This window comes from Rhizobium sp. 18055 (genome assembly GCF_902706285.1).
Classification (GTDB): Bacteria; Pseudomonadota; Alphaproteobacteria; order Rhizobiales; family Rhizobiaceae; genus Rhizobium.
This window is the reverse complement of sequence record NZ_CACSKD010000013.1, coordinates 19,230-44,566: the sequence shown is the minus strand read 5'-3', so window position 1 is coordinate 44,566 and position 25,337 is coordinate 19,230. Positions and strand designations below refer to the sequence as shown.

Below are 25,337 nucleotides of genomic sequence, written 5' to 3'. Positions count from 1 at the left end.
GGGCTGTCTCGCCGACGCTTAGCCCTTGTAGATCAGCCAGCTCTTGGTGAATTCCTTCTGCATGCCGTCTTCGAACAGGACAGTGCAGTTGCGGCCGGAATTCTTGGCGCCGTAGAGCGCCACATCGGTCTTGTGATAGAGTTCACCGGCGTCTTCTGCGCTGGATGCCATGCAGATGCCGACCGAGACGGTCACCGGACCGTAGTTGATCCGGGTGCGGGAATTCTTGAAGGGCGTTGCTTCGAGCGTCCGGCGGATGCGCTCGGCGATAGCCATCACTTCCTCGGCTGTGTTGCCTTCGATGATGAGGGCAAATTCCTCGCCGCCGGTGCGGGCGACGAAGACATCGCGGCGGACGTTGGCGCGGATGACCGAGGCCACGGTGGCGAGGATCTTGTCGCCGACCGGATGGCCGTAGGTGTCGTTGATCTTCTTGAAGTTGTCGATGTCGGCCAAAACCAGTGCCGTGATCGGACGCATCGCCGGATTGTTGAAGACGGCGGCAAGACGATCATCAAAGGCGCGGCGGTTCGACAGGCGCGTCAGCGAATCCGTGTTGGCGATGCGCTTGTACTCATCGAGTTCCCTGCGGACCTGGTCCATCTCGTTCGATCGTTGGACGACGTCCTCAACCGTGCGTTCGCCATGCGCCATCGTGTCGCCCGTTGCCTTCGTCAACAGGTCGAGTGCGTTCTGTATCAGGTCAGCGCTCGACGTATTTTTCGAGTTGATCCGGCTGTAGGTCTCACCGAGCAGCCGGTTATAGCTTTCCAGTGATGTCTGCTCCTGCCGGAGGACGCGGATAACCGATTCAAGTTCGCTGGTGATGCGCGTGTGTGCCTCGTCGAAGGCGCGGCCTGAGCCGTGGTTGAAGTGCTGGGCTCCTATGGCGTCCAGTTCTTCCTGGGTCGCTTGATTTCCCAGCGCAGCAAGGTCGCGCGTCAGCGCCGGATTGGAGCCGATATAGGCTTCGTAGAAGAGTTCGTAATTGCGCGGAATTGGAGCCACGCCCATGGAGCGCATCGCGAAAGTAATCTGGCTCGCTACATCGGGAACCTGCGTCTTTGGCGCTACAGCCGTCGTCATCCGGCCACTCCTCTAATGGGTATCAAAAGCAGTCTCTTATTTCTTACGCTACAATTGTTTGGAAATGATTAAGGTTGGATATACCAGAGATTACATGTGAATTTTATCGAATCCTGATGTCTTCTTCTTATGCATATGAAATTTATACAGGAATCTACATGAACCAGAAATGTGCATTCGCGTCCGGGGCGAAAGTTCTTTAAATTCTGCCGGGCTTCTGTTCGGTTGACGGTTGTATGCAACCTTTCTGATATCGCCTGCCTGGCTCCAGGCGTATGTCATTTTTAAACGATGATCTTGTGAAAATTGCACGCAACCAGCTGCCGCCGGCCCTGACGGGCCGACGGACATACAGCGTCCGGTTGCTATCTTGTCGCGCTGCCGGCTGCGGTGGGCGGCAGCGCAACTGGCTGATCGGGCTGGTGCATCGATGGCGATCAGCCGAGGTTGAATTCCTGGAAGAAGTCGTTGCCCTTGTCGTCGGTGACGATAAAGGCCGGAAAATCCTCGACCTCGATCTTCCAGACGGCCTCCATGCCGAGTTCCGGATATTCGAGCACCTCGACCTTGCGGATGCAATCCTGGGCCAGACGGGCGGCAGGCCCGCCGATCGAGCCGAGATAGAAGCCGCCATGGGTCTTGCAGGCTTCGCGCACCGCGCGTGAGCGGTTGCCCTTGGCGAGCATGATCATCGAGCCGCCGAAGGACTGGAACTGATCGACATAACTGTCCATGCGACCGGCGGTTGTCGGGCCGAAGGAGCCGGAGGCGTAGCCAACAGGGGTCTTGGCCGGGCCTGCGTAATAGACCGGGTGGTTCTTCATGTAGTCAGGCATGCCTTCGCCGTTTTCCAGCCGCTCGCGGATCTTCGAGTGGGCGAGGTCGCGGGCGACGATGATGGTGCCTGACAGCGACAGGCGGGTTTTCACCGGATGCTTGCTGAGTTCTGCAAGTATATCCGCCATCGGCCGGTTGAGATCGATGCGAACCATCGATTCCGATAGCTTAGCCTCGTCGATCTCCGGCATATACTTGGACGGATCCGTTTCCAGCTGCTCGATGAAGATGCCGTCGCGGGTGATCTTGCCCTTGGCCTGGCGGTCGGCGGAACAGGAGACGCCGAGACCGATCGGCAGCGAGGCGCCGTGTCGCGGCAGGCGTATGACGCGGACGTCATGGCAGAAATACTTGCCACCGAACTGGGCGCCGACGCCCATCTGCTGCGTCAGCTTGTGGATTTCCTTTTCCATCTCGATGTCGCGGAAGGCATGTCCGGCTTCGGAGCCTTCGGTCGGCAGTTCGTCGAGATAGCGGGTGGACGCAAGCTTCACCGTCTTCAGGTTCATCTCCGCCGAGGTGCCGCCAATGACGATGGCGAGATGGTAGGGGGGACAGGCTGCGGTGCCGAGCGTCAGGATCTTCTCCTTGAGGAAGTCGATCATCCGGTCATGCGTCAGCAGCGACGGTGTGCCCTGGTAGAGGAAGGTCTTGTTCGCCGAGCCGCCGCCCTTGGCGACGAACAGGAAGTTATAGGCGTCGGTGCCTTCCTCGTAGATGTCGATCTGCGCCGGCAGGTTGTTTTTGGTGTTCTTCTCCTCGAACATCTTGATCGGGGCGAGCTGCGAGTAGCGCAGGTTCTTCTTCTCGTAGGCGTCCATCACGCCCTTGGCGAGAGCCGAGTAATCCTCCCCCTCGGTCCAGACGCGGCGGCCCTTCTTGCCCATGATGATCGCGGTGCCGGTATCCTGGCACATCGGCAGCACGCCGCCGGCGGCGATGTTGGCGTTCTTCAAGAGGTCATAGGCGACGAAGCGGTCGTTGTCGGTGGCTTCAGGGTCATCGAGGATCGAGGCGAGCTGCTTCAGGTGACCCGGGCGCAGCAGATGGTTGATGTCGGCAAAGGCGGTTTCGGCCAGGAGGCGGATGCCTTCGGGCTCGACGGTCAGGATCTCCTGTCCCTTGAAGCTGTCGACCGAGACATGGTCGCTGCTGATCTTGCGGTAGGGGGTGTTGTCTTTGCCGAGAGGGTAGAGATCGTCAGCCATCGAAGGGCCTTTCGTGCGGACCGGAATGGAAATCGCAGACGGTCTATGCGCGCATTATGCCAATTGCAATCATTCTAAAACCTTCGAAAAACGCTCAAGAATGCACGCAAAAACACCGCCGCAGGGGCTGCGACGGTGCCGTGACGGTGTCGATGATTGAGGCCAGCGTTGCTTGCCGACCGCCTTGCGAGTTACTTCGGGCCGATCATCGTTTCCGGGCGGACGAACTGGTCGAACTCTTCGTTGGTCAGGTAGCCGCCGCCGACGGCTTCCTCGCGCAGGGTCGTGCCGTTCTTGTGGGCGGTCTTGGCGATCTTGGCGCAGGCGTCGTAGCCGAGCTTGCCGTTGAGCGCTGTGACCAGCATCAGCGAGTTCTCCACGCCCTTGCGGATATTGTCTTCGCGCGCTTCGATGCCGACGACGCAATTGTCGGTGAAGGAGACGGCGGCGTCGCCGAGCAGCTGTACCGACTGCAGGAAGTTGTAGGCCATCATCGGATTGTAGACGTTGAGCTCGAAATGGCCCTGGCTGCCGGCGAAGGTCAACGCCGCATTGTTGCCGAAGATGTGGGCGCAGACCTGGGTGAGGGCTTCCGACTGGGTCGGGTTGACCTTGCCCGGCATGATCGACGAGCCTGGCTCGTTTTCCGGCAGCGACAGCTCGCCAAGACCGGCGCGCGGGCCGGAGCCGAGGAAGCGGATGTCGTTGGCGATCTTGAACAGCGCCGTCGCGGCCGCATTGATGGCGCCGTGGGCGAAGACCATCGAGTCGTGCGAGGCGAGCGCCTCGAACTTGTTCGGCGCGGTGACGAAGGGCAGGGCGGTGATTGCTGATATCTCTTCGGCGACCTTCTCGGCAAAGCCGATCGGCGCGTTCAGGCCGGTGCCGACGGCGGTGCCGCCCTGTGCGAGCTTCGACAGCGCTGGGAGCGTCAGTTCGATATTGGCGATCGCCGAGCCGACCTGCGCGGCATAGCCGGAGAATTCCTGGCCAAGCGTCAGCGGCGTCGCATCCTGGGTGTGGGTACGGCCGATCTTGATGATGTGGCTGAACTCGGTGACCTTCATGTCGAGCGCCGCATGCAGGTGCTTCAGGCCCGGCAGCAGGTGATGGACGATCTGTTCGACGCAGGCGATATGCATGGCGGTCGGATAGGTGTCGTTCGACGACTGGCTCATGTTGACGTGGTCGTTCGGATGCACCGGCTTCTTCGAGCCCATGACGCCGCCGAGCACTTCGATCGCCCGGTTGGAGATCACTTCATTGGCATTCATGTTCGACTGTGTGCCGGAGCCGGTCTGCCAGACAACCAGCGGGAAGTGGTCGTTGAGCTTGCCGTCGATGACCTCCTGTGCGGCGGCAATGATCGGGTTGCCGATCTCCGGCGACAGCTGGCCAAGGGCCATATTGGCACGGGCGGCGGCCTGCTTGACGATCCCCAGCGCACGCACGATCGACAGCGGCTGCTTCTCCCAACCGATCTTGAAATTGCCGAGGGAGCGCTGCGCCTGGGCGCCCCAATACTTGTCGTTGCCCACTTCGATCGGGCCAAACGTATCGGTTTCAATCCGGTTGGAGGTCATGACCATGCCTTTCTTTCGCGTAAGCGGCTGTAAAGATGCGGTCTTATAGGTCTGAAACGGCGGGAAGAAAACAGCACGGACGAAAAATATGAACGGCACAATCATGTTACGCCGGACGCTATACGTGGTTTTTTGGCCACGACCGGTTTTTTATCAAGCAACGCCTTTTGGAGGACTGTGTCGGCAATCGAAAATAAAGTAAAAAATTAACCAATAATTTCATAATTTTGTGTGAACTGGAGCAAGGCGGCGGGTTTGCTACGTTACGGAAGAGTGAACTCTTCGAGGCTGGCGGTGGCGGCCCGTTTCTGCCATGCACCGGCTGGCGCCGGACGATTTAGAGTTTTGAGCTGGGCGAAGCCCATGACCGAAGACAGCATGACACTGGGACTGGAAAAAGCATGACATTCTTCTTGAAAGGTGCGGTTTCCGCACTGGCACTTTCCTGCGGCATGGCAGCGATGGGTGTCGCACCCGCGCATGCGTATACGCTGATGGACATGATCCGCGGCGATCGCGCCCGCACCCAGAGCACCATCATCAATCCGACCCCTGAAGTTCTGCCGCCGCAGGTCAATACCAATGCGCCGCTGCCGAAGGTGTCTTCGCCGACCTATTACACCTACAAGCCGGATGCGATGCGTCTCGTCGATACTGAAAAGTTCACCGACCCTGTTGTGACGGGTGCGGTGGCAGCTGTCGGCACGCCGAGCGATGCGACGCCGTCCGTGCAGCGTCGCTACCTTGCTGACGCCAAGGTTCGTGCGCCTGTCGAGGTGGCCAAGGCGCTTGAGAGCTATTACGGCGATGCCAAGAACCAGCTGGTCTGGCTGACGGGTACCGAGGTCAACGATCGCGCCAAGGCTGCGATGGGCTTCCTCGCCAGCGCAGGCTCCGTCGGTCTCGATCCGGCCGACTATGCGGTCGAGGTTCCTGCCGTCGATCCTGCCAATCCCGATCCAGTCATGCGCGACCGCGCGCTGACGCAGTTCGAACTGCAGCTCTCGGCCAAGGTTCTCGCCTATGTGCAGGACACGGTTCGCGGCCGCATCGACCCGAACAAGCTTTCGGGCTACCATGATTTCGTCCGCAAGACGGTCAATCTCGATCCGGTGCTGAAGCTGGCACGGATGAGCCCGGATGTCGGTGCGTATCTTTCGAGCCGCACGCCTGCCGGCCCGCAGTTCGTGGCGCTGCAGGCCGAGCTTGCCAAGCTGAAGGGCGAAGGCAATGCCGAGCAGCCGATCAATATTGCGCTCGCCGGCGTTCTTCATCCCGGCGAAACCTCGTCGGAGATCCCGAATATCGTCAAGGCGATCGGCAAGCACGGCTCGGCTGCGCTGAAGAGCGAGAATGCGGCGACGCTGGCTGCCTATACCGGTGGCAGCGACTATTCGCCGGAGATCGTGTCTCTCGTCGAGAGCTTCCAGAAGGAACATGGCCTGAAGCCTGACGGCATCATCGGCCAGGCAACCGTTCGCGTCATGACCGGCGGCGACAGCAATGGTTCGAAGATCGAGAAACTGATCGTCGCCATGGAGCAGGCCCGCTGGCTGCCGGCCGACCTCGGCTCGCGCTACGTCTTCATCAACCAGCCTGCCTTCATGGTCTACTACCACAACGACAACAAGGAACAGTTGTCGATGCGTGTCGTCGTCGGCCAGCCGACGCACCAGACCAACTTCTTCCAGGATCAGATCGAGACCGTCGAGTTCAACCCGTTCTGGGGCGTTCCGCAGTCGATCATCATCAACGAGATGCTGCCGAAGCTGCGCTCCGATCCGAACTATCTGGATCGCATGGGCTATGAAGTGGCCGTCAACGGTCGCGCCGTTCCGTCTTCGTCCGTCGATTGGTATGGCTCGACCTCGAACATCTCCGTGCGCCAGCCACCGAGCGGTGACAATGCGCTGGGCGAGCTCAAGATCCTGTTCCCGAACGCGCATGCCATCTACATGCACGACACGCCATCGAAGAGCTTTTTCAAGCGTGACATGCGTGCGCTGAGCCACGGTTGCGTGCGTCTTGCAGACCCGCGCGCCATGGCAGCGGCGGTGTTGAACACGACGGTCGAGAAGATCGGCCAGGAGATCGCCACCGGCAAGAACCATGCGGTGCAGGTGCCGCAGAAGTTCCCGATCTACATCTCCTACTTCACGGCATGGCCGGACAAGAACGGCGTCGTTCAATATTTCAACGATGTTTACGACCGTGACGCTTACGTCCAGAAGGCATTCGACGCCACGACGAAGTCGCGCGGCGCGCAGATCTGAGTTTTGACGCTGCGCGGCCATTCGGTCGCGCAGCGTTTTTCAAACGGCCGGTCCGGATGGATCGGTGGTTACCCGGCGTGGAGGAAGCGGATCGCTTCGTCGCGGCGGAACAGATAGAGCAGGGTGCGCACCGCTTCGCCACGTTCGGACGTCAGGTCCGGATCGCGCTCGATCAGGTAGGCGGCGTCCTTCCGGGCAATCTCAAGCAGATCGGCATGCGCTTCGAGGCTGGCAATCCGGAAGCCCGGCGTTCCAGATTGTCGCGTTCCCAGAAGCTCGCCTTCGCCCCGCAATTTCAAGTCTTCCTCGGCAATCCTGAAACCGTCTTCTGTGTCGCGCATGATCGTCAGCCGCGCATGGCCGGTTTCGCCAAGCGGTCCGCGATAGAGCAGGATGCAGGTCGAGGCCTCGTCGCCACGGCCGACACGACCGCGCAGCTGGTGAAGCTGGGCGAGGCCGAAGCGTTCGGCATGCTCGATCACCATGATCGTCGCATCCGGCACATCGACGCCGACTTCGACGACGGTTGTCGCCACCAGCAGGCGGATATCGCCTGACTTGAACGCCATCATCACGGCATCTTTCTCCGCGCCGCTCATCCGGCCATGGATGAGGCCGATGCCCGGTCCAAGCGCTGAGACCAGCGTGCCGTGGCGCTCCTCGACGGACATCAGGTCGCTCTCTTCGGACTCTTCGACCAGCGGGCAAATCCAATAGGCTTTCTTGCCCTCGGCCAGAGCGCTCTTCAGCCGGCCGACGATGTCGCCTATGCGCTCCGTCGGGATGGTGATCGTCTGGATCGGCTTGCGGCCGGCGGGCTTTTCGGTGAGCTTGGAGACGTCCATGTCGCCGAAGGCTGCGAGCACCAGCGTACGCGGGATCGGCGTTGCGGTCATCACGAGCATGTGCGGGGTGATGCCCTTGGCGGTGAGGCGCAGGCGCTGGTGGACGCCGAAGCGGTGCTGTTCGTCGACGACAGCGAGCATCAGGTTCTTGTAGTTGACGGTGTCCTGAAACAGCGCATGGGTGCCGATGACGATCTGCGCCTCGCCTGAGGCGATCCGTTCCAGAATCTCGTCGCGCTCGCGGCCCTTGGTGCGGCCGGTCAGGACCTCGATGCCGAGGCCGGCGGCGGCGGTGTATTTCGAGATCGTTGCGTGGTGCTGGCGGGAAAGGATTTCGGTCGGCGCCATCAGCACGGCCTGTCCGCCGCTTTCGATCACTGCCGCCATCGCCATCAGCGCCACCAGCGTCTTGCCGGAGCCGACATCGCCCTGCAGCAGCCGGAGCATGCGGTCCTCGCCGGCCATGTCCTTGAGGATCTGGGCGACCGCTTCGGTCTGGCTGCCGGTCGGCGTGAACGGCAGGGCTTCGAGGATCTGTTGGCTGAGGACGCCGGTGGCATGCACCGGCTGGCCTGCGACCTTGCGCAGACGTTGACGCACCAGCGCCAGCGACAGCTGGCCTGCCAGGAACTCGTCATAGGCGAGACGGCGTCGGGCGGGGGCCTGCGGGTCAATATCTGATGTATCGTGCGGCTCGTGCAGCATGTGGAAGGCGTCGAAGGCCGACGGCAGGCCCTGTTTGTCGGCGAGCGTCAGGTCGATCCATTCCGGCAGCTGCGGTGTCTTCGGCAGGGCCGCTTCGATGATCTTGCGCAGCGTCTTCGGCGACAGACCAGCGGTTAGCGGATAGATAGGCTCGACCAGCGGCAGGTTTTCGGCCTCGCTTGCCTTGACGATGTAATCCGGGTGGACCATCGAGGCGCGGCCGTTGAACCAGTCCACCTTGCCGCTGACCGTCACTTCTTCATCGAGCGGCAGCTGCTTTTCCAGCCATGTCGATTGACCGCGGAAGAACACCAGAGTCAGTTCGCCGGTCTCGTCGTGCAGGAAGACGCGGTAGGGAACGTTGCTCTTGCGGTTCGGTGGCGGCTGGTGGCGATCGACGCGGCCGGTGATGGTGACGATCGCGCCCTGTGGCGCGCGCGCAATGCCCGGCTGGTTGCGCCGGTCGATCAGCGAATGCGGGGCGTGAAACAGCAGGTCGACGACACGGCAATCCTCCGGCGTCTCGCGGCCGAAGAGCTTGGCGAGCAGGTCGGCGATCTTCGGGCCGACACCGGGCAGGCCGGAAACCGATGAGAACAGGGGATCGAGAATGGCGGGGCGCATGCCGGCAAAATGCGACGAACAATGCGGTCTTGGCAAGGCTGACAAGCCGCTTTCCAGCGGCTATAGAGGCGCATCAACAGGAAGCTTTGCCATGACAGGTGTCACACTCTCGAGCGCCGATCTCGATCCCCGCCGCCGCCGGATACTGTTCCGCTGCTGGCACCGCGGCATTCGCGAGATGGATCTGGTGTTCGGCCAGTTCGCCGAGCGGGAGATTGCCGGTCTTTCCGAGGCCGAACTCGACGAGTTCGAGACGATCATGGCCGAGGAGGATAATGATCTGGTGCGCTGGATCATGGGAACATGGCCGGTCCCTGAGCGTTTCCACACGCCGATGTTCGAGCGCCTCTGTGCCTACAAGCCCGATTTCGAATACCCTGCCGATACCTTGCCCAGGAATGCATGATGATATCAGGTTTTGATGCGAAGAAGCTGACGGCGCTGTCCGTGCCGCTGACGATCGGCAATGTGCCGGCCGGGATGGAGCCGATGCTGCTGGCCGAGCTGGCCCGCGCCGGTGCGCCTGTCGCCTACGTGCTGTCGGACGGCCAGCGGATGGCGGATCTGGAGCAGATGCTGAGCTTCGTCGCCCCTGACATTCCGGTGTTGACGCTGCCTGCCTGGGACTGCCTGCCTTACGACCGCGTCTCGCCGAGCGCCGACACCTCGGCACGACGGCTGGCGGCGCTGAGCGGGCTGATCGCCTATCAGAAGAAGCCGCATGCGGCGATCGTGCTGGTGACGGTCAATGCGCTGCTGCAGAAGGTGGCGCCGCAGGAGGTGATCGACGGGCTGGCGTTTTCGGCGCGGCCGGGCAACCAGGTCAGGATGGACGATATTGCCGGGCGGCTGGAGCGCAACGGCTTCGACCGTGTCGCGACGGTGCGCGAAGTCGGCGAGTATGCGGTGCGCGGCGGCATTCTCGATGTCTTCGTTCCGGGCTCGGAGGAGCCGGTGCGGCTCGATTTCTTCGGCGATACGCTGGAGAGCATCCGCAGCTTCGATCCGGCCAGCCAGCGCACGACGGGGCAGGTGCGTTCGCTCGAGCTTAACCCGATGAGCGAAGTGACGCTGACGCCCGATACGATCAGCCGCTTCCGCAAGAACTACCTCTCGACCTTCGGCGCGGCGACACGCGACGACGCGCTCTATCTGGCGATCTCCGAGGGCCGCCGCTATCCCGGCATGGAGCACTGGCTGCCGCTGTTCTACGACACGCTGGAGACGGTGTTCGACTATCTCAAGGGTTTCCGCATCGTCACCGATCACACGGTGCGCGAGGCGGCCGAAGAGCGCTCGAAGCTGGTCTTCGACTATTACGATGCGCGGCTGAATTCCGGCAAGCCGGTCAAGGGGCAGATGGCGCAGGGCACGCCCTACAAGCCCGTGGTGCCCGGTCAGATCTATCTCGACGGCAAGACATTTGCGGCGACGCTCGATGCGTTCGACGCCATGCGCATCACCCCGTTCAACGAGCATGAGGGCGAGGCCCGCCGCGTCGTCAACCTCGATGCGCGCCAGGGCGAGCGCTGGGCGCGGCCGAGCACCGAGGTTTCAGGCAATGCCGAGCGCATCAATGTGTTCGACGTGGTGGTCAAGCATATCGCCGACCGGCGTGCCAACGGCGCCAAGGTGCTGATCACCGCCTGGACCGAGGGCTCTCTGGAGCGTCTGCTGCAGGTTCTGAACGAGCACGGGCTGGAGCGCGTCAAGCCGATCGCGGCGCTGAAGGAGATCAACGGTCTCGACAAGGGCGAGGCGGCTGCGGCGGTCTATAGCCTCGAAGCCGGCTTCGAGGCCGGCGATCTCGTCGTCATCGGCGAGCAGGATATTCTCGGCGACCGCATGGTGCGCCGTTCCAAGCGCCGCAAGCGGGCCGCTGACTTCATTTCGGAGGTCGCGGGTCTCGATGAAGGTTCGGTCGTGGTCCATGCCGAGCATGGTATCGGCCGGTTCATCGGTCTGCGGACCATCGAGGCGGCCGGCGCACAGCATGCGTGTCTGGAGCTGCAATATGCCGACGAGGCCAAGCTGTTCCTGCCGGTCGAAAACATCGATCTTCTGTCGCGTTATGGCGGCGAGGGCACGGAAGCGCAGCTCGACAAGCTCGGTGGCGGCGCATGGCAGATGCGCAAGGCCAAGCTCAAGAAGCGCCTGCTGGATATGGCCGATGGCCTGATCCGCATCGCCGCCGAGCGCCTGACACGCCACGCGCCCGTTCTGACGACGCCGGAGGGGCTCTATGACGAGTTCGCGGCGCGGTTCCCCTATGACGAGACCGAGGACCAGGACACGGCCATCGAGGCGGTGCGCAGCGATCTTGGCGCCGGTCGTCCGATGGATCGCCTGGTCTGCGGCGACGTCGGCTTCGGCAAGACGGAAGTTGCGCTGCGTGCGGCCTTCGTGGCGGCGATGAACGGTATTCAGGTGGCTGTCGTGGTGCCGACGACGCTGCTGTCGCGCCAGCATTTCAAGACCTTCTCCGAGCGTTTCCGTGGGCTGCCTGTTCGGGTGCAGCAGGCCTCGCGGCTGGTCGGCTCCAAGGAGCTGGCGCTGACTAAGAAGGAAATCGCCGAGGGCAAGACGGATATCGTCGTCGGGACCCATGCGCTGCTCGGCGCCGGTATCCAGTTCGCCAATCTCGGGCTGCTGATCATTGACGAGGAGCAGCATTTCGGCGTCAAGCACAAGGAGCGGCTGAAGGAGCTGAAAAGCGACATTCACGTTCTGACGCTGTCGGCAACGCCGATCCCGCGGACGCTGCAGCTGGCGATGACCGGGGTGCGCGAGCTGTCGCTGATCACCACACCGCCGGTCGATCGCATGGCGGTGCGCACCTTCATTTCGCCGTTCGATTCGCTGGTCATTCGCGAAACGCTGATGCGCGAGCATTATCGCGGCGGCCAGAGTTTCTATGTGTGCCCGCGACTGGCCGATCTTGAGGATGTGCATGCCTTCCTGCAATCGGATCTGCCGGAGCTGAAGGTCGCCATCGCCCACGGGCAGATGCCGGCCGGCGAGCTCGAAGACATCATGAATGCCTTCTATGAAGGCCGCTACGATGTGCTGCTGTCGACGACGATCGTCGAATCGGGTCTCGACGTGCCGACCGCCAACACGCTGATCGTGCACCGCGCCGACATGTTCGGCCTCGCCCAGCTCTACCAGCTGCGCGGCCGCGTCGGACGGTCGAAGGTGCGCGCCTTTGCGCTGTTCACGCTGCCCGTCAACAAGGTGCTGACGGCGACCGCCGAGCGCCGGTTGAAGGTGCTGCAGTCGCTGGACACGCTTGGCGCCGGCTTCCAGCTTGCCAGCCACGATCTCGATATTCGCGGTGCGGGCAATCTGCTCGGCGAAGAGCAGTCCGGCCACATCAAGGAAGTCGGCTTCGAGCTCTACCAGCAAATGCTGGAGGAGGCGGTGGCCGAGGTGAAGGGCGTGGACGAGATCCAGGATACCGGCTGGTCGCCACAGATTTCGGTTGGCACCTCCGTCATGATCCCGGAAGCCTATGTGCCCGACCTGCATCTGCGCATGGCGCTCTATCGTCGCCTCGGCGAGATCACCGATCTGAAGGAGATCGATTCCTTCGGCGCCGAGATGATCGACCGCTTCGGGCCGATGCCGATCGAGGTCAAGCACCTCTTGAAGATCGTTTACGTGAAGTCGCTCTGCCGGATCGCCAATGTCGAAAAGCTGGATGCCGGCCCGAAGGGCGTCGTCGTGCAGTTCCGCCACAAGGAGTTCCCGAACCCGGCCAATCTGGTGGGCTACATTGCCAAGCAGGGTTCGATGGCGAAGATCCGCCCCGATCACAGCGTGTTCCTGACCCGCGACCTGCCGACGCCGGAAAAGCGGCTGCAGGGTGCGGCGGTGATCATGACGCAGCTGGCGGAGATGGCGAAGGGCTGAAACAGCTCCGGACGGAAAGCGGTTGGCCGCCTCCCGTCCGGAACCTCATCATTACAGCGAGCTGAAAGCAGCTCAGTTCATGCCGGCGCGGGCTTCAGCCTTGGCCTTGGCGATATCGCGCAGTGCACCGGCGATGACGTCGGGCGTCTGGGCGCCGCTGACGGCATATTGCTGGTCGAAGATGAAGAACGGCACGCCGCTGACGCCCATGTCCTGCGCTGCCTTGATCTCGGCTACGATGAGGTCGCTATCGGCATCTGAAGCCAGCAGCGAGGCGGTGACGGCGCGGTCGAGGCCGCAGGCTTCGGCAATGTCGAGCAGAACGGCGTGGTCGCCGACATTGCGGCCTTCCTCGAAATTTGCCTTGAACAGCGCATCGACGACACGGTCCTGCTTCTCACGATCCTCGACCATAGCCCAATGGATCAGGCGGTGGGCATCGAGCGTGTTCGGGCTGATCTTCACGGCATCGAAATCGAACTTGATGCCGACTTCGCTTCCAAGTTGGGTGAGCATCTTGTGGCCCTCGGCGACGCGCTCGGCACCACCCAGTTTCTTCTCAAGTGCGGCCTTGTGATCGACGCCTTCGGGCGGATAGTCCGGGTTGAGGCGATAGGGACGCCAGTTGACGTCGACGCCGACTTCGTCCTGGACTTCGGCGATCGCCAGTTCCAGCCGCGCCTTGCCGACATAGCACCACGGGCAGACGACATCCGAGACGACGTCGATGACTATGCGTTCCATGGGCTTTCCTTTCCTGGGATTTCTGGCCCGCCTGGGGCGTTCAAAGCCATCTAGTCGCTGCCGGCGGAGACTTCAACCAGGCAGGAAAAGAGAACTACCCTTACTGGGCGCTCTGGTCCCACCAGGCGGGCAGTTGATAGCCATAGAGCGGGACAGTGTCGGGGCGGCCGATACGCTTGCTGTGGGCCACCCACTGCTTGTCGACATGGTAGAGCGGCAGCACGTAGTGACCCGACAGTAGCAGGCGGTCATGCGAGCGCACCGCAGCGGTAAAATCCTCGGCGGAGCGGGCGGTGAGGATATGCTGGATCAGCGTATCGACATCGGGATCGGCGACGCCTGCGAAATTGTCGGTGCCTTCGCGATCCTTCGATACTGAAGACCAGCGGCCGAGCTGCTCGATGCCCGGCGAAAGAGACGAGGTGAAGGATTTGACGACGATGTCGTAGTCGAAGGTGTTGGTGCGGCTCTGGTACTGCGAATCATCGACGGTGCGGATCGAGGCGGCGATGCCGAGCAGTTGCAGCGAGCGCTGGTAGGAGACGGCGAGTTTCTCCTGGTCGGTGTTCTGGGTCATGATCTCGAAGGTGAGCGGACGGCCCTTGTCGTCGCTCATCTTGCCGTTCCTGATCGTGTAGCCGGCCTGTTTCAACAGCTCGACCGCCTGCTTCAGCACGTTGCGGTCGCGGCCGGAGCCATCGGTGACCGGCAGCTTGTAGGTTCCGTCGAGAATGGCCGGGTCGATGCGGTCCTTGATCGGGCCGAGCAGTGAAAGCTCACGCGCGTCCGCCGGCACGCCGAAACTGGAGAGATCGGAATTCTGCCAGTAGCTCTGCGTCCTGATGTAGGCGCCGGAGAACAGGTTCTTGTTGGCCCATTCGAAATCGAAGATCAGCGACAGGCCTTCGCGCAGCTTCTGATTGGCGAAGACCGGGCGGCGGGTGTTGAAGACGAAGCCGAACATGCCGGATGGCAGCTTCGGCTCGAACACGTCCTTGATGACGTTGCCTGATCTGACAGCCGGGAAATCGTAGGAGTTCGCCCAATGGCCGGGGCTGCCTTCAGGATAGATATCGACATCGCCCTTCTTGAAGGATTCGAACAGGGTGGTGTCCTGCAGGAAATACTGGACGCTGATCTGGTCGTAATTATCGAGGCCGACCTTGGCCGGGATATCCTTGCCCCAGTAGTTCGGGTCGCGCTCGAAGGTGATGCTTTCGCCCGGCTTCAGCGACTTGATCTTGTAGGGGCCGGAGCCGATCGGCGGCTTCAGCGTCGAGTGGTCGAAGTTTTCCGCGTCGATCGCGTGCTTCGGCAGGATCGGGGTCGAGCCGGCGAGAATCAGCGGGAATTCGCGGTCGGCCTTGTCGTTGAAGGTGAAGCGGACGCTGTGGTCGCCGACCTTCTCCATCTTCTCGACGGCGTTGAGGCGGGTACTGAAGGGAACGCGGCCTTTTTCCTTGAGGATGTTGAAGGAAAAGATCACGTCGTCTGGCGTTACCGGCTGACCGTCCGACCACTTGGCGGCAGGATTGAGATTGAACTGGATATAGGTGCGGTCGTCATCCCATTCGACGGATTGCGCCAGCAGGCCATAGAGGGTGAATGGCTCGTCGCGCGACCGCAGCATCAGTGTCTCGTAGACCAGATTGCCGTATTCAGGGTCCCACATGCCGCGCGCCGTGGTGCGCATGCTCTTCAGGATGAACGGGTTCAGATTGTCATAGGTGCCGACAACGCCATAGGCGATCTTGCCCCCCTTTTTCACATCCGGGTTGACGTAGGGCAGGTGTTTGAAATCTGCGGGCAGGGCAGGCTCGCCGTGCATCGCTATTCCATGCACGGGCCCATGCGCGGATTCGGCAAAGGCTGCCCCGCACATGAGGGTGAAGACGAGGGGGAGAACGATCCGGAGCACAATCAAAATCCTTTCCGGAAAACGGCACGATTCGGACGAACACTATCATGCGGCCCGCCCAATTCACCATCCGCGGCGAATTCTTTCCGGCGATCTTGAAAAGGCCAAAGAAACACTGGAAATCTCGGGCCACGCGATGTAACAGGGACCCCGAAGTCGGGGGGTCATGCATTTGCCTTATTGTTTTAAGAGGTCAAGTGCGAACAACCCTGTTGGTGAGGATGGCATATCCGCTGTCCCAACGGGATATCAGGAGACGGAATTCGTTATGATGTTCAAGTCTGAAAAGAAAACACGGGCAGCTCTGTCCGTCATGGCAGTGATGCTTGGTGCCGCAGCGGCTCCGGTGTCTTCTTTTGCGCAGGACGCATCTGCCGATGCTGGCAGCCAGGCTGCCGGCGCACCGCGCATGGGTTGGTACAAGACCTGCAACAAGCAGGAAGACAATGATGTCTGCGTCGTTCAGAACGTTGTTCTGGCCGCTGGCGGCCAGCTCGTCACCGGCGTTGGCCTCATCACCGTTTCCGGCAAGATCAACAACAAGAGCTTGCAGGTTTCGGTTCCTCCGGCGCGCCTGATCCCTCCGGGCATCGGCATGCAGATCGATGGCGGCAAGCCGCAGAAGATCGACTACCTGATGTGCATGCCTGATCGCTGCGTGGCCCAGATCCCGCTGACGGATGCCATGGTTGCCAGCCTGAAGAAGGGCACCGACCTGGTCCTGACCTCGATCAACTTCCGCCGCGCGCCGAACCCGATCAAGATTTCGCTTGAAGGCTTCACCGGCTCGTTCGACGGCGAAGCGGTTTCCGCTTCCAAGCTTGCCGAAAGCCAGAAGAGCCTGCAGGACAGCATGCAGAAGAAGGCCGACGAAGCACGCAAGAAGCTCGAAGACGCCCAGAAGGCTGCCAAGGCTCAGTAATTCAGAGCCGATTGGATTTTCAGAAGAACCCGGCCTCGCGGTCGGGTTTTTTGTTGCCTATATGCCGGGTCGGCCACGGGCATAAGAAAAACCCCGCTGGTTGGCGGGGCTTGAACTGGATCTGGACTGACGTTAGTGGGCGAAGGTCATCTTGGGTTTGAACTGGCCCGTCGGCTCCATATCGAAAATCTGGTAGACTTGCTCGTTGCGTAGCGGTTCGCCGCTTTCGTCGTTCACAAGGTTCTGTTCGGATACGTAGGCAACGTATTCGTTTTCTTCGTTTTCGGCGAGCAGGTGGTAAAAAGGCTGGTCCTTGCTCGGGCGCACCTCGGCGGGAATAGAATTCCACCATTCTTCCGTGTTCGCGAATTCCGGATCAACATCGAAGATCACGCCGCGGAACGGAAATACCTTGTGCCGCACCACTTCGCCGATACTGAACTTAGCTAGTTTTTCTTTCATGGTACGACTTCCTTTCATCACCTGATTTGGTGATTGGTCTCACGCAAATCAAGATTTGTGCGAGAACTCGTCACATGAGTGTCACGTCAGTGTAGAACTTCCGTGACATCGGGCAGGCAGAAAGCCCCGGAAAACCGGGGCTTTCTTTGTTGTTAAGAAGAATAGTACATGTCGTATTCGACCGGATGCGGTGTCATGTCGTAACGCATGACTTCAGCCATCTTCAGTTCGATGAAGCTGTCGATCTGGTCGTCGTCGAAGACGCCGCCGGCGGTCAGGAACTTGCGATCCTTGTCGAGGCTCTCAAGCGCTTCACGCAACGAGCCGCAGACCGTCGGGATCTTCTTCAGCTCCTTCGGCGGCAGATCGTACAAATCCTTGTCCATGGCCTTGCCGGGATGGATCTTGTTCTTGATGCCGTCGAGGCCGGCCATCAGCATGGCTGCGAAGGCGAGGTACGGGTTTGCCATCGGATCCGGGAAGCGGACTTCGACGCGCTTTGCCTTCGGGTTGCTGCCGAAGGGAATGCGGCACGAAGCAGAACGGTTGCGGGCCGAGTAGGCCAGCAGCACCGGTGCCTCATAGCCCGGGACGAGACGCTTGTAGGAGTTCGTCGACGGGTTGGTGAAGGCGTTCAGCGCCTTGGCATGCTTGATGACGCCGCCGATGAAATAGAGGCAGCTCTCGGACAGGCCCGCATATTCGTCACCGGCAAAGCTTGGCTTTCCGCCCTTCCAGATCGACATGTGGACGTGCATGCCCGAACCGTTGTCGCCGAAGATCGGCTTCGGCATGAAGGTGGCCGTCTTGCCATAGGCATTGGCGACCTGATGCACGACGTACTTGTAGATCTGCATCTTGTCGGCGTTGCGCACCAGCGTGTCGAACTTGATGCCGAGCTCGTGTTGGGCAGCCGCCACCTCGTGGTGGTGCTTTTCAACGACGACGCCCATTTCCGACAGCACCGTCAGCATTTCGGAGCGCATGTCCTGGCAGCTGTCGATTGGCGGAACAGGGAAATAGCCGCCCTTGACGCGCGGACGGTGGCCGAGGTTGCCGGTCTCGTATTCGGTGTCGTCGTTGGACGGCAGTTCGGTCGAGTCGAGCCTGAAGCCGGTGTTGTAGGGATCGGCCTTGTAGCGAACGTCGTCGAAGATGAAGAATTCGGCTTCCGGGCCAACGAAGATGGTGTCGCCGATGCCGGATGCCTTGAGGTAGGCTTCGGCCTTCTTGGCGGTGCCACGCGGATCGCGGTTATAGGCTTCGCCGGAGACCGGATCCAGAATGTCACAGAGGATCACCATGGTGGACTGCGCGAAGAACGGGTCCATGTGGACCGTCTCGGTGTCGGGCATCAGCACCATGTCGGATTCGTTGATGGCCTTCCAGCCGCCGATCGAGGAGCCGTCGAACATGACGCCGTCGGCGAACATGTCTTCATCGACGCAAACCACGTCCATCGTGACGTGCTGCAGCTTGCCCTTTGGATCGGTAAAGCGCAGGTCAACAAACTTGACGTCGTTATCCTTGATTTGCTTGAGGATTTCGCTCGCGGTCGCCATTAAATGGTTCCTTTATTTGAAAAGACGAGACATTTGCCTCGCCTTGGACCAAGCAGGTCAGATCGCATCGACGCCGGTTTCACCGGTCCGGATGCGGATGACTTCTTCGATATTGGACACAAAAATCTTTCCGTCGCCAATACGGCCGGTCTGAGCGGCCTTGCGGATCGCGTCGATGACGGCCTCCGCATTTTCGTCGGCGAGGACGACTTCGACCTTCACCTTCGGCAGGAAATCGACGACATATTCGGCGCCACGGTACAATTCCGTGTGGCCTTTCTGGCGACCGAAGCCCTTTGCTTCTGTGACTGTGATCCCCTGCAGGCCAACTTCCTGAAGGGCTTCCTTCACTTCGTCCAGCTTGAAGGGCTTAATGATCGCTTCGATCTTTTTCATGAGAAAATGACTCTCCGCTTCTCCCGTTATAGCAGGTTCATACCCACCCCCCGATATGATGCAGTTATCGTGCCAGTTGGAAAGCGGAATCTTTAAGAAAATGGGGCAGATGAGCCGAAAGTCGAGTGATTTTGAGCATTCACAACGATTTTTTTGTCAAAATCGGATAGAAATTAGAGCGGAAAGCTTAAAATTGGACCGAGATGCGGAATATGCGCGATGCCTCATGCTATTCTCGTCTTGTTGTGCGAGGGTTAAAAAATGTGCATATGACTAAATAATGATCTTTGATGTTTTGTGTCAACAGGTTGTTTTTTAGGCGGTTTCTGATTGAATACCCGGATGGACAAGCATCTCGCCGACCTTCTTCTTTTGCCCGCCGAAATGGCTGCCGTTGATGCCGCTGCTGCGGCCTCTGGTATCGACAGTTTCGGCCTCATGCAGCAGGCAGGCGCGGGGGTGGCGGCGGTGTTTCTGCGTTTCCATCCCGCTGCTATGCGTGCCGTCATCCTGTGCGGCCCGGGCAACAACGGTGGCGATGGATATATCGCTGCTCGGTGCCTGGTGGAGAGCGGTGTGCCGGTCGCTCTGTTTTATCTGGGGGATACCGCAAGGCTGAAGGGTGACGCTGCGCGGGCGTTTGCTCAATGGCCACAGTCGAGCCGGCCGCTGGAGGATTATCAGCCAACCGCAGGCGACGTGGTGATCGATGCGCTGTTCGGGGCCGGGTTGGCGCGCGCGGTGCCGGAGGCGGTCGGCGCCGTTATCGAGCGTATCGCCGAGGCCGCAACACCGGTACTTGCCGTGGATCTGCCATCGGGCCTCGACGGGCGAACCGGGATGGTGCTGGGGTCGGCATTTGCCGCTGAGCGGACGATCACCTTCATGACCCGCAAACCCGGGCATCTGCTGATGCCGGGCAGGGAGCTCTGCGGCGCGCTCGAGGTGCTGGATATAGGCATACCGGCTCGGATCGTGCGTGCGCAGGCCTCCGGCAGGCTGGCGGAGAACCGTCCGGAGCAGTGGGAGGCGTTCCTGCCGTCATCGGGGCAGGAGACCCACAAGTACAAGCGCGGCCATCTCGTGGTCTTTTCAGGCGAGGCCAGCAAGACGGGGGCGGCGCGGATGTCTGCGATGTCCGGGCTGAAGGCGGGCGCCGGACTGGTGACGATCGCCTCGCCCCGCAACGCGATTGATGAAAACGCCACGCAGCTGACGGCCGTGATGCTGCACCCGATCGATGGAGAGGCCGATCTTGTCGAATGGCTGGGAGACACGCGGCTGCGCAGCTTTGTTCTCGGGCCGGGTTTTGGAGCGGGCGCAAAGGCGCGCAGCTTTGTCGCAGCCCTTTCCGATCGGCATCTGGTTCTCGATGCCGACGGGATTACATCGTTTCGCGATAATCCTGACGAGCTGTTCAGTCTGTTTGCCGAGGGCGAGACGCGGCTGGTGCTGACCCCGCACGAAGGCGAATTTGCCCGCCTGTTTCCCGACATTGCGGCCGACAAAGGGATGGGCAAGGTGGACAAGGCGCAGGCCGCCGCTGCACGCGCCAACGCAGCCATCGTCTACAAGGGCGCCGACACCGTGATCGCCTCACCGGACGGGCGGGCGCTGATCAACACCAATGCGCCGATCTGGCTCGCCACCGCAGGCTCAGGCGACGTTCTGGCGGGGATCATCGGGGCGCTGATGGCGCAGGGACTGCCGGCCTTCGAGGCGGCAGCAGCCGGGGTCCATCTGCACGGAGAGGCCGGGATGCGGGCCGGCAAGGGGCTGACCGCCGAAGACCTCGTGGCGCAGGTGCTGCCGCTTTGACGGCGACAGCATTCCAGCAGAAATGCTGGAAAAGAACCTAACGATCGACTGCCTGCTGAAGGGCGATGGCGCCGAAGGGGGCGTTGACCTTGCCTTCGTGGATCATGAAGGCGAAGACGTCGCGCGGCTGCTGCTTTGGCTTGTGATCCTTGTCGACCAGCGGCAGGTCGTCCGGCACCTCGCCGGCGGCCCAGCTTTGCAGCCGTCGTGCCCAGGCGGCAAGATCCGCCTCGGGATAGCATGTCCTGATCTCGTCTGAACCCTTCTGCAGGCGGGCGTAGACGAAGTCGGCGGTGACATCCGCGATCATCGGATAATCGAAATGCTCGGCCAGGACAGGCGCGACGCCATATTTCTCCAGCAGGGAGATGAATTCAGGCACCTTGAAGCTATCGTGCCGGACTTCGACCACATGCTTCAACGGCAAGCCGTCCTGCTTGTCCGGCAACAGCTTCAGGAAACCTTCGAAATCGTCGGGTTCGAATTTCTTGGTGGGGGCGAACTGCCAGAGGATGGGCCCGAGATGCGGACCCAGCTCGACGATACCCTGGCCGAGAAAGCGCTCGATCGATTCACCGGCTTCGGCGAGGATCTTGCGATTGGTGCTGTAGCGGCTGGCCTTCAAAGAGAAGACGAAGCCTTCGGGCACATCAGCGGCCCATTTGGCGAATGTCTCAGGCTTCTGAGAGCCGTAATAGGTGCCATTGACCTCGATCACCTTCAACTGACGGCTGGCATAGTTCAGCTCGTCCTTCTGCTTCAAGGTTCCGGGATAAAAATGATCCCGCCACGCTTCGAAGGTCCAGCCGCCGATACCGACGCGGATCGTTCCCGATGTGGTCATGGTTTGAATCCATTCTGCTTATTTTCGGCAAAACCGGTCTTCACATATCCGGTCTCGCGCGGCACCAACCTGAAAACACGAGCATCCTTCTCAGCGAGCTCAAAATTGCCGTCTCGCAGGGCGCGTCGTACGCGATCCAATTTCTTGATATCTTCGGGGCCTACAGTTGGAGACCATTCACCACCGTCGTCGTGAAGCTCAACGAGAACCTCCGCGGCGTATTCCCCTTCACGAATGAGCTGCAACGTCTGTCTCGTCATTGCTGCGTCCTCCTGGTGAAATCGTCGTTCCAGCGTTCCGAGTCTGGAACATATGCGGTAATCAATACAGCAGGCTCAGTTGCTCCCGCCGGTATACCCCAAAGCAGATGAATCGGCCTGCCTCGTTCGTCCGTCTGTAGAACCAGAACACATGGTCCCTTATGATAGTCCCGGTATTCTTCCACAGAGATCGCGGAGACTATTCCGGCAACCAACGGTTCGATCAGCAGATCGTCGTCCAGTAATTCCTTCAAGGCGTGCGCAGAAATTCTGAACTTTCCGTCAGCAATCAGCGCACGCACATTGGAAAGAATATCGCTCACTCCGCCGCCGCAACCTTTCGCACCGGACGCCGCTCCAGCAGATCCTTGAGGAAGTGGCCGGTGTAGGAGCGCTTTTCCTTGACGATCGCCTCCGGTGTACCGACAGCCACGATCTCGCCACCGCCGTCGCCGCCTTCTGGACCGAAGTCCAGCACCCAGTCTGCGGTCTTGATGACTTCGAGATTGTGCTCGATGACCACCACGGAGTTGCCCTGGTTGACCAGTTCGTGCAGCATTTCGAGCAGCTTGGCGACGTCGTGGAAGTGCAGGCCGGTGGTCGGTTCGTCGAGGATGTAGAGTGTGCGGCCGGTCGAGCGCTTCGACAGTTCCTTGGCGAGCTTGACGCGCTGGGCTTCACCGCCCGAGAGCGTGTTGGCCTGCTGGCCGACCTTGATGTAGCCGAGGCCGACATCCTTCAGCGATTGCAGCTTGTCGCGCACCGCGGGAACGGCGGCGAAGAAATCGACGCCTTCCTCGACGGTCATATCCAGCACGTCGGCGATCGACTTCTGCTTGAAAGTGACGTCGAGGGTTTCGCGGTTGTAGCGCTTGCCGTGGCAGACGTCACAGGTGACGTAGACGTCGGGCAGGAAGTGCATCTCGATCTTGATGACGCCGTCGCCCTGGCAGGCCTCGCACCGGCCACCCTTGACGTTGAAGGAGAAGCGGCCAGGCTGATAGCCGCGGGCTTTCGCTTCCGGCAGGCCGGCGAACCAGTCGCGGATCGGCGTGAAGGCGCCGGTATAGGTGGCCGGATTGGAGCGCGGCGTGCGGCCGATCGGCGACTGGTCGATGTCGATGACCTTGTCGATATGCTCGAAGCCGTCGATGCGGTCGTGATCGGCAGGAATTTCGCGCGCACCCATGACGCGGCGGGCGGCGGACTTGTAGAGCGTCTCGATCAGGAAGGTGGACTTGCCACCCCCTGAAACGCCCGTGACTGCGGTGAAGACGCCGAGCGGGATTGCTGCCGTGACATTCTTCAGGTTGTTGCCGCGGGCGCCGACAATCTTGATTTCCTTGCCCTTCTTGATCTTGCGGCGCTCGTCGGGAACCGGCACGCCGAGTTCGCCCGACAGGTATTTACCGGTCAGTGACTTCGGGTTGGCCATGATATCCTGGGGCGTGCCATGGGCGATGACCTCGCCGCCATGGACGCCGGCGGCCGGGCCGATATCGACGACGTCGTCGGCTTGCAGGATGGCGTCCTCGTCATGTTCGACAACGATGACGGTGTTGCCGATGTCGCGCAGGTGCTTCAGCGTTACCAGCAGCCGGGCATTGTCGCGCTGGTGCAGGCCGATCGACGGCTCGTCGAGCACGTAGAGAACGCCGGTCAGGCCGGAGCCGATCTGCGATGCCAGACGGATGCGCTGGCTCTCGCCGCCGGAGAGCGAGCCGGAATTGCGCGACAGGCTGAGATATTCCAGCCCGACGTCGTTGAGGAAGCGCAGGCGGTCCCTGATCTCTTTCAGGATGCGGACGGCGATTTCGTTCTGCTTGGTGCTCAGCGCTTCGGGCAGCACTTCGAACCAGTCGCGGGCGACGCGGATCGACATGTTGCTGACCTCGCCGATATGCAGCTTGTCGATCTTCACCGCCAGCGCTTCCGGCTTCAGGCGAAAGCCCTTGCAGGACGGGCAGGGAGCGGCCGACATGTAGCGCTCGATTTCCTCGCGCGCCCAGGCGCTGTCGGTTTCCTTCCAGCGGCGCTCGAGATTGGTGATGATACCTTCGAAATTCTTGTGCGTGGTGTAGGAGCGGGCGCCGTCGGCGTAGTGGAATTCGATCTTTTCTTCCGTACCGTTGAGAATGATCTCCTGGACCTTCAGCGGCAGATCGTTCCAGCGGGCGGCCAGCTTGAAGCCGAAGTGCTTGCCGAGCGCTTCCAGCGTCTGGTTGTAATAGGGCGAGGTTGACTTTGCCCATGGGGCGATGGCGCCGTCGCGCAACGTCCGCTCCGGCTCCGGCACGATCAGGTTGGCGTCGATCTTCTGCTGGGCGCCGAGGCCGTCGCAGGTCGGGCAGGCGCCGGCCGGGTTGTTGAAGGAGAACAGCCGCGGCTCGATCTCGGAGATCGTGAAGCCGGAGACCGGGCAAGCGAACTTTTCCGAAAACAGCACGCGCTCATGCGTCTCGTTCAGCGACTTGTTGGCGGAACCGCCAGCGGCGGTTTCCTCGACGGGCAAAGGCTTGTCGGCGAATTCGGCGATGGCGAGGCCATCGGCCAGCTTCAGCGAGGTCTCGAGGCTGTCTGCCAGACGGGCGGAGACATCGGCCCGCACGACCACACGATCGACGACAATGTCGATGTCATGCTTGTATTTCTTGTCGAGCGTTGGCGCATCGGCGATTTCATAGAACTGGCCGTCGATCTTGACGCGCTGAAAGCCCTTTTTCATGAGCTCCGCCAGTTCCTTCTTGTACTCGCCCTTGCGGCCGCGCACCAGCGGGGCAAGAATGAACAGGCGGGTGCCTTCCTCGAAGGCGAGGATGCGATCGACCATCTGGCTGACCGTCTGGCTCTCGATCGGCAGGCCTGTGGCCGGCGAATAGGGCACGCCGACGCGGGCAAACAGCAGGCGCATGTAGTCGTGGATTTCGGTGACCGTGCCGACCGTCGAGCGCGGATTGCGCGAGGTCGTCTTCTGCTCGATGGAGATGGCCGGCGACAGGCCGTCGATCTGGTCGACGTCAGGCTTCTGCATCATCTCGAGGAACTGGCGGGCATAGGCCGACAGGCTTTCGACATAGCGCCGCTGGCCCTCGGCATAGATGGTGTCGAAGGCGAGGGAGGATTTGCCCGAGCCTGACAGACCTGTCATGACGATGAGCTTGTTGCGCGGCAGATCGAGGTCGATGCCCTTCAGATTGTGCTCACGCGCGCCGCGGATGGAAATCGTCTTCAGTTCGCTCATCGTTTTCTGCTTCTGTGCTGGAACAAGCCCCTTATTTAGTGATGAAGGCGGGCGAGTCGAGGCTGATTGTCCATCTGGTGCAAGGTTTTCGATTCTG

The 25,337-nt window shown here is 61.0% G+C and carries 18 protein-coding genes; 5 read left to right on the top strand and 13 right to left on the bottom strand.

What is annotated here, in order from left to right; translation table 11 throughout:
* Positions 1-18 precede the first annotated feature (18 nt).
* The 3 genes from GVL52_RS20325 to fumC form a co-directional block, all read right to left on the bottom strand.
* Entirely contained in the window at positions 19-1,086 is a 1,068-nt protein-coding gene (locus GVL52_RS20325; RefSeq protein ID WP_160010513.1) for a GGDEF domain-containing protein, read from the bottom strand.
* 437 nt (positions 1,087-1,523) lie between these two features.
* Positions 1,524-3,131, bottom strand: a complete 1,608-nt coding sequence (locus GVL52_RS20320; protein WP_160010511.1) for a fumarate hydratase — start codon at positions 3,129-3,131, stop codon at positions 1,524-1,526.
* A gap of 191 nt (positions 3,132-3,322) precedes the next feature.
* Positions 3,323-4,714, bottom strand: coding sequence for a class II fumarate hydratase (gene fumC / locus GVL52_RS20315; protein WP_160010509.1), 1,392 nt, complete (start codon positions 4,712-4,714; stop codon positions 3,323-3,325).
* Positions 4,715-5,115: 401 nt separating this feature from the next.
* On the opposite strand from fumC, the gene GVL52_RS20310 reads away from it, so the two are divergent.
* Positions 5,116-6,987: a murein L,D-transpeptidase gene (locus GVL52_RS20310; RefSeq protein WP_160010507.1), complete on the top strand. Its 1,872-nt coding sequence runs from the start codon at positions 5,116-5,118 to the stop codon at positions 6,985-6,987.
* A 68-nt stretch (positions 6,988-7,055) separates the two neighbouring features.
* On the opposite strand, the gene recG is transcribed toward GVL52_RS20310, so the two are convergent.
* Positions 7,056-9,161 carry an ATP-dependent DNA helicase RecG gene (gene recG, locus GVL52_RS20305; protein WP_160010721.1) on the bottom strand — a complete coding sequence of 702 codons (2,106 nt, stop codon included), beginning with the start codon at positions 9,159-9,161 and terminating at the stop codon, positions 7,056-7,058.
* 91 nt (positions 9,162-9,252) lie between these two features.
* Between recG and GVL52_RS20300 the strand changes: the two genes are divergently transcribed.
* The gene (locus GVL52_RS20300; RefSeq protein WP_160010505.1) at positions 9,253-9,567 is read left to right on the top strand and encodes a succinate dehydrogenase assembly factor 2; all 315 of its coding nucleotides are present in this window, start codon (positions 9,253-9,255) and stop codon (positions 9,565-9,567) included.
* A complete protein-coding gene (gene mfd / locus GVL52_RS20295; protein WP_160010503.1) occupies positions 9,567-13,073 on the top strand; it encodes a transcription-repair coupling factor in 3,507 nt (1,168 codons plus the stop codon). Before GVL52_RS20300 ends, mfd begins: the two co-directional genes overlap by 1 nt.
* A gap of 72 nt (positions 13,074-13,145) precedes the next feature.
* Here mfd and GVL52_RS20290 read toward each other — a convergent pair whose 3' ends face one another.
* Together GVL52_RS20290 and GVL52_RS20285 are read right to left on the bottom strand one after the other, a co-directional pair.
* A complete protein-coding gene (locus GVL52_RS20290) occupies positions 13,146-13,817 on the bottom strand; it encodes a DsbA family oxidoreductase (protein WP_160010501.1) in 672 nt (223 codons plus the stop codon).
* A gap of 100 nt (positions 13,818-13,917) precedes the next feature.
* Entirely contained in the window at positions 13,918-15,735 is a 1,818-nt protein-coding gene (locus tag GVL52_RS20285; protein WP_160010499.1) for an extracellular solute-binding protein, read from the bottom strand.
* Between the two features lie 268 nt (positions 15,736-16,003).
* On the opposite strand from GVL52_RS20285, the gene GVL52_RS20280 reads away from it, so the two are divergent.
* Positions 16,004-16,657, top strand: coding sequence for an invasion associated locus B family protein (locus GVL52_RS20280; protein ID WP_160010497.1), 654 nt, complete (start codon positions 16,004-16,006; stop codon positions 16,655-16,657).
* A 132-nt stretch (positions 16,658-16,789) separates the two neighbouring features.
* Here the strand turns inward: GVL52_RS20280 and hspQ are convergent, their stop codons facing one another.
* The 3 genes from hspQ to GVL52_RS20265 all read right to left on the bottom strand — a co-directional run bounded on the left by hspQ (position 16,790) and on the right by GVL52_RS20265 (position 19,077).
* Positions 16,790-17,119 (bottom strand): heat shock protein HspQ, encoded by a 330-nt coding sequence (gene hspQ / locus GVL52_RS20275; protein WP_160010495.1) that lies wholly within the window; start codon positions 17,117-17,119, stop codon positions 16,790-16,792.
* A 152-nt stretch (positions 17,120-17,271) separates the two neighbouring features.
* Positions 17,272-18,681 (bottom strand): type I glutamate--ammonia ligase, encoded by a 1,410-nt coding sequence (gene glnA / locus GVL52_RS20270; protein ID WP_160010493.1) that lies wholly within the window; start codon positions 18,679-18,681, stop codon positions 17,272-17,274.
* A gap of 57 nt (positions 18,682-18,738) precedes the next feature.
* Positions 18,739-19,077 (bottom strand): P-II family nitrogen regulator, encoded by a 339-nt coding sequence (locus tag GVL52_RS20265; RefSeq protein ID WP_018900556.1) that lies wholly within the window; start codon positions 19,075-19,077, stop codon positions 18,739-18,741.
* A gap of 342 nt (positions 19,078-19,419) precedes the next feature.
* Between GVL52_RS20265 and GVL52_RS20260 the strand changes: the two genes are divergently transcribed.
* Positions 19,420-20,895, top strand: a complete 1,476-nt coding sequence (locus tag GVL52_RS20260; RefSeq protein ID WP_160010491.1) for an NAD(P)H-hydrate dehydratase — start codon at positions 19,420-19,422, stop codon at positions 20,893-20,895.
* Positions 20,896-20,932: 37 nt separating this feature from the next.
* On the opposite strand, the gene GVL52_RS20255 is transcribed toward GVL52_RS20260, so the two are convergent.
* From GVL52_RS20255 to uvrA, 4 genes are read right to left on the bottom strand one after another with little or no spacing between them, the layout of a single operon-like run.
* A complete protein-coding gene (locus GVL52_RS20255) occupies positions 20,933-21,739 on the bottom strand; it encodes a DUF72 domain-containing protein (protein ID WP_160010489.1) in 807 nt (268 codons plus the stop codon).
* Complete coding sequence (locus GVL52_RS20250; protein ID WP_200847865.1) at positions 21,736-21,999, bottom strand: hypothetical protein; 264 nt, start codon at positions 21,997-21,999, stop codon at positions 21,736-21,738. The genes GVL52_RS20255 and GVL52_RS20250 overlap by 4 nt, the downstream gene beginning before the upstream one ends.
* A complete protein-coding gene (locus tag GVL52_RS20245; protein WP_160010487.1) occupies positions 21,996-22,322 on the bottom strand; it encodes a DUF4258 domain-containing protein in 327 nt (108 codons plus the stop codon). Before GVL52_RS20245 ends, GVL52_RS20250 begins: the two co-directional genes overlap by 4 nt.
* Positions 22,319-25,240 carry an excinuclease ABC subunit UvrA gene (gene uvrA / locus GVL52_RS20240; protein WP_160010485.1) on the bottom strand — a complete coding sequence of 974 codons (2,922 nt, stop codon included), beginning with the start codon at positions 25,238-25,240 and terminating at the stop codon, positions 22,319-22,321. The genes GVL52_RS20245 and uvrA overlap by 4 nt, the downstream gene beginning before the upstream one ends.
* Positions 25,241-25,337 lie beyond the last annotated feature (97 nt).